Annotated in this window: 3 protein-coding genes; all 3 read left to right on the top strand. The window is 74.1% G+C overall.

Going from position 1 to position 4128, the window contains the following annotated elements:
* The coding region (locus OZN99_RS26975; RefSeq protein WP_270938320.1) for an SLBB domain-containing protein at nucleotides 1-1276 on the top strand (1276 nt) is incomplete at its 5' end.
* A gap of 251 nt (nucleotides 1277-1527) precedes the next feature.
* A complete protein-coding gene (locus tag OZN99_RS26970; RefSeq protein ID WP_270938319.1) occupies nucleotides 1528-3555 on the top strand; it encodes a YjbH domain-containing protein in 2028 nt (675 codons plus the stop codon).
* Between the two features lie 74 nt (nucleotides 3556-3629).
* A partial coding sequence (locus OZN99_RS26965; protein WP_270938318.1) for a hypothetical protein occupies nucleotides 3630-4128 on the top strand: 499 nt, incomplete at its 3' end.

The raw sequence follows: 4128 nt of genomic DNA, 5'->3' as shown, positions 1-4128 counted from the left end.
AGTGGTGGTGCTGGGCAATGGCGACGTCGCCTGGCTCGGCAGCCCGCCGGTGCAGCGCGCGCTGCGCGGCGAGGCGCCGCCGGGCGACGCCTGCCCGGCGCTGGTGCAGCTCGCGATCTCGGCGCGCGGCGCGCCGGCGCGCTTCGCGCATGCGCGCGGCGCAGGGTTCCCCGACATCGGCGCGCCGCCCTGCCCGCAGGTGTTCCAGGACTATCCGGCGCTGCTGGCCTTCCTGCTGGACACCAGCGTGCTGCTGACCGGGGAGGTACGGCAGCCCGGGCTCTATCCCATCCAGGACGATACCGGGCTCGATCAGCTGCTGGCGGCGGCGGGCGGCATCACCGACGGCGCCGATCTCTCCGCCATCGAGCTGGCGCGGGAGCCGGCGGAGCAGGGCGGCGCCATCCCGCTGACGCGCACGCTGCTGGACCTGCGCAGCCGCAACTTCCGCGCCGTGCGCCTTTCGCCGCGCGACGTGATCCGCGTGCCGCGCGGCTTCACCGACCGCGAGACGGGGCCGGTGACGCTGGTGGGCGAGGCGCTGCGGCCCGGCGTGTACGACATCCGCCGCGGCGAGCGCCTGTCGGAGCTGCTGGCGCGCGCCGGCGGGCTCACGCCCCAGGCCTATGCCTATGGCACCGTCTTCACGCGGGAGAGCGTGCGCACGCGCCAGCAGGAAGGCTTCGCCCGTACGGCGCGCGACCTGGAGACGGCGCTGATCCAGGTGGCGGCGGGCCAGGCGAATTCCGGCGGCTTCGGGCAGCCGACCGACCTGGGCGGCCTGGTCACCGCAGGGCAGGCGCTGGCCAGCACGCTGCGCCAGGCGCAGGCGGCGGGACGGATGGTGGTGGAGGCGAACCCGGTGGTGCTCGCCGCGCGGCCGGAGCTCGACGTGCTGCTGGAGCCGGGCGACCTGATCGTCATCCCGAAGCGGCCGAACGAGGTCACGGTGGTCGGCGCGGTGCTGAACCCCGGCAGCCTGCAGTTCCAGTCCGGCTGGCGGGCCAGCGACTACGTGCGGGCGGCGGGCGGCACGCAGCGCTTCGCGGACGCGTCCCGCGCCTTCGTCGTGCTGCCGAACGGGCAGTCGGCGCCGGCGGGCATGTCGGGCTGGCAGGCGGGCGGACCGCCTGTGCCGCCTGGCAGCCTGGTGGTGGTGCCGCAGGATCCCTCGCCCTTCGAGACCCGCGGGCTGATCCGCGACCTGACGGCGATCCTGAGCCAGGTGACGATCTCCTCCGCGGCGCTGGCGGTGATCGCGCGGGAGCTGCGTTGAGGGGGTGGCGCTCGCGGGGGCTCTGCCCCCGCGCCCCCGCCGGGGGGCATGATGCCCCCCGACCCCCCTCATCTGTTTTCAACGCCGCAGGCGGAGGGGGCACTTCGGCCCCCTCCGCCTGCGGCGTTAAACGGACGCGAGGTCCAGGAGGCTCAGCCTCCTGGTGGGGGGTGCAGGGGGGCAAGGCCCCCCTGCGACACGCCGCCCTCCTCCTCGCCGTCCTCGCCGCGACGCCGGCCATTGCGGAGGAGGTGCCCGGCACCGGTTCGATCTATGGCGGCGTCGGGCTGCTGGAGATGCGCAATGCGCGCTTCCGCCCCGACGGCACCATCGAGGCCGGCACCGCGCTGCGGCACCAGCGGCGCTTCTGGTTCCTGTCCTTCCAGGCGCTGCCCTGGCTGGAGACGAGCTACCGCCTGACCGAGCGCCTGAACGGCACGACCGGCGAGGGCATGACGAGCGACCGCGCCTTCGACGTGAAGATCCGCCTGCTGCAGGAAAGCGACTGGCTGCCGGCGGTGGCGATCGGGCTCCAGGACTTCATCGGCACCGGGATCTATTCGGGCGAGTACGTCGTGGCATCGAAGCGGTTCGGGCCGCTGGATGCGACACTCGGCCTGGGCTGGGGGCGGCTGTCCACCTACGACGACATGCGCAACCCGCTGATCGCGCTCTCGCCCAGCTTCGAGAACCGGCCGCGGGAGGTGGACCAGGGCGGGTCGATCAACACCTTCAGCTTCTTCCGCGGCGAAAGCGCGGGCGTGTTCGGCGGGCTGGAATACTCGGTGCCAGAGTTCTGGACGCCGCTGGGCACCGTCGAGGGGCTGCGCGCCAAGGTGGAGTTCTCGGCGGATGCGCTGCGCGACGAGCGCGGCGGCTGGCCGGCCAACACCACCAACCTGCGCGGCCTGGCGCAGAGCCGCGTGAACTACGGGCTGCAATGGTCGAACGGCTCGCTCGATCTCGGGGCCGGCTGGCTGTACGGGACGGATTTCGTGGTCCGCCTCTCGGCGCGGCTCGACCCCTCCAATCCGCCAGAGGTGGAACAACCGCCGCCGCCGGCGCTGACGGCGCGCCCGGTGGTGGCGCCGCCCGATCCCGAACGCGCCGCCATGACCGCGCTGCGCGAGGCGGGCTTCCGACCGGTGGCCGTGCGCATCGAGGGAGCGCAGGTGCGCATCGCCGTGGCAGGCGGGCGGCAGCGGACGCTGGCCGCTGCGGCGGGACGCGTGATGCGCGCCGTGCAGCCGCACCTGCCGCGGGAGGTGGAGCGCATCGTGCTGTCCTGGCGGCAGGCCGGCGCGGAGATCGCGCGCCTCGCCCTGCCGCGCGCGGCGATGGAGGCGGCGGTGCGCGGCCAGGGCAGCGCGGAGGAAATCTTCTACGCCGCCGAGCTCGGCCCCGCGGGCGCGGACGCCTTCGGCCGAATGAATGGCGGCGTCGGCGTCACCTGGGGAATCGAGCCGCGGCTGCAGACGCTGTTCGGCGACCCGACGCGCACGCTGCGCTGGCAGGTGGCGGCGGTGGCCGGCGCGCGGCTGGAACTCGGCGAAGGCGCCTCGCTGGCCGGCAGCGTGGCGCAGAGGCTGGCGGGGAACCTGGGCGGCGCGCCGCCCTCCGACAGCCTGCTGCCGCATGTGCGCAGCGACGTCGCGCGCTACGCGCGGGAGGGCGAGACCTCTGTGCCCGCGCTCTACGCCGAGCGCATCTGGACGCCGGGCCGCGACATCTTCGCCCGCATCACCGGCGGCTGGCTGGAGCCGATGTTCGCGGGCGTGTCGGCGGAGGTGCTGTGGCGGCCCTACGACCGGCCCTTCGCGATCGGCGCCGACATCGCGCAGGTGGTGCAGCGCGAGTACGACGGCGGGCTGGGCACTCTGGGCTACAACGTGACGACGGGGCAGGTCTCGCTCTATGCCGACCTGCCCTGGTTCGGCACCTATGCCGTGCTGCGCGCGGGACGCTACCTGGCGGGCGACTGGGGCGGGACGATCGAGCTCGGCCGGCGATTCGCCAGCGGCATCGAGGTGGGCGGCTTCGCCACCTTCACCGACGTGCCGTTCAGCACCTTCGGCGAGGGCAGCTTCGACCGCGGCATCTATGTGCGCGTGCCGCTCGACCTGTTCGGCATCGCGACGCGCAACGTGGCGACGGCGCTGATCCGCGGCGTGCAGCGCGATGGCGGGCAGCGGCTGCAGGTGGACAACGGGCTGTGGGAGATCACGCGCGACGGCCGCGCGAGGGCGTTCGAGGAGGGGTTCAGGGGGTTCCTGCGATAGGGCCTTCCGCATCATGGCCGCGCAGGTGAAGATCGCGCCCACGATGTCCTGGATTGGCGGCCGGGGGATTGCCGATGGGGCTGCTCGACGAAGCGAAGAAGCACGGATGGTGGCTTGCCATCGCGGGTACCGTGCTCGGCATCGTTCTGGCGGACGGCGTCAAGGCCGTGGTGGCCCGCGGCGTGAGCTGGGCGGATCGCACCCTGAACCCGCCGCAGATCGTGGTTCGGCTGGCCGACCACGGACCCGCGGATGAGGGGGCGGCGGTTGCCTCGCTCTACGGGCTGAAGGGCGCGCAGCCCGAGCGGCTGGGCGAGCGCCGCTGGTCGGGCGTGTCCGTCGTGGCCTTCCCGGACATCGCGGAGGGCTACTACCTGATCCGGGTGGAGGCCCCGGCGCCGGAAGGCCGGCGGCGGTTCGAGGACAGCGTGCAGCTTGCCGGCACCACGCGGGAGGTCTCCCTGCCGCCCCGCACATCCGCGCAATGGCGCGCCGTGGCGCCGGCGCCGCCAACCGCCGCGCCCGGCCCGCCGGCTGCACCAGGCGCCACAACCGGCGCGCCGGCGACAGAGG

This window comes from Falsiroseomonas oryzae, from assembly GCF_027856955.1.
Taxonomy (GTDB): Bacteria; Pseudomonadota; Alphaproteobacteria; order Acetobacterales; family Acetobacteraceae; genus Falsiroseomonas; species Falsiroseomonas oryzae.
This window is presented reverse-complemented; position numbering and strand designations above follow the sequence as displayed.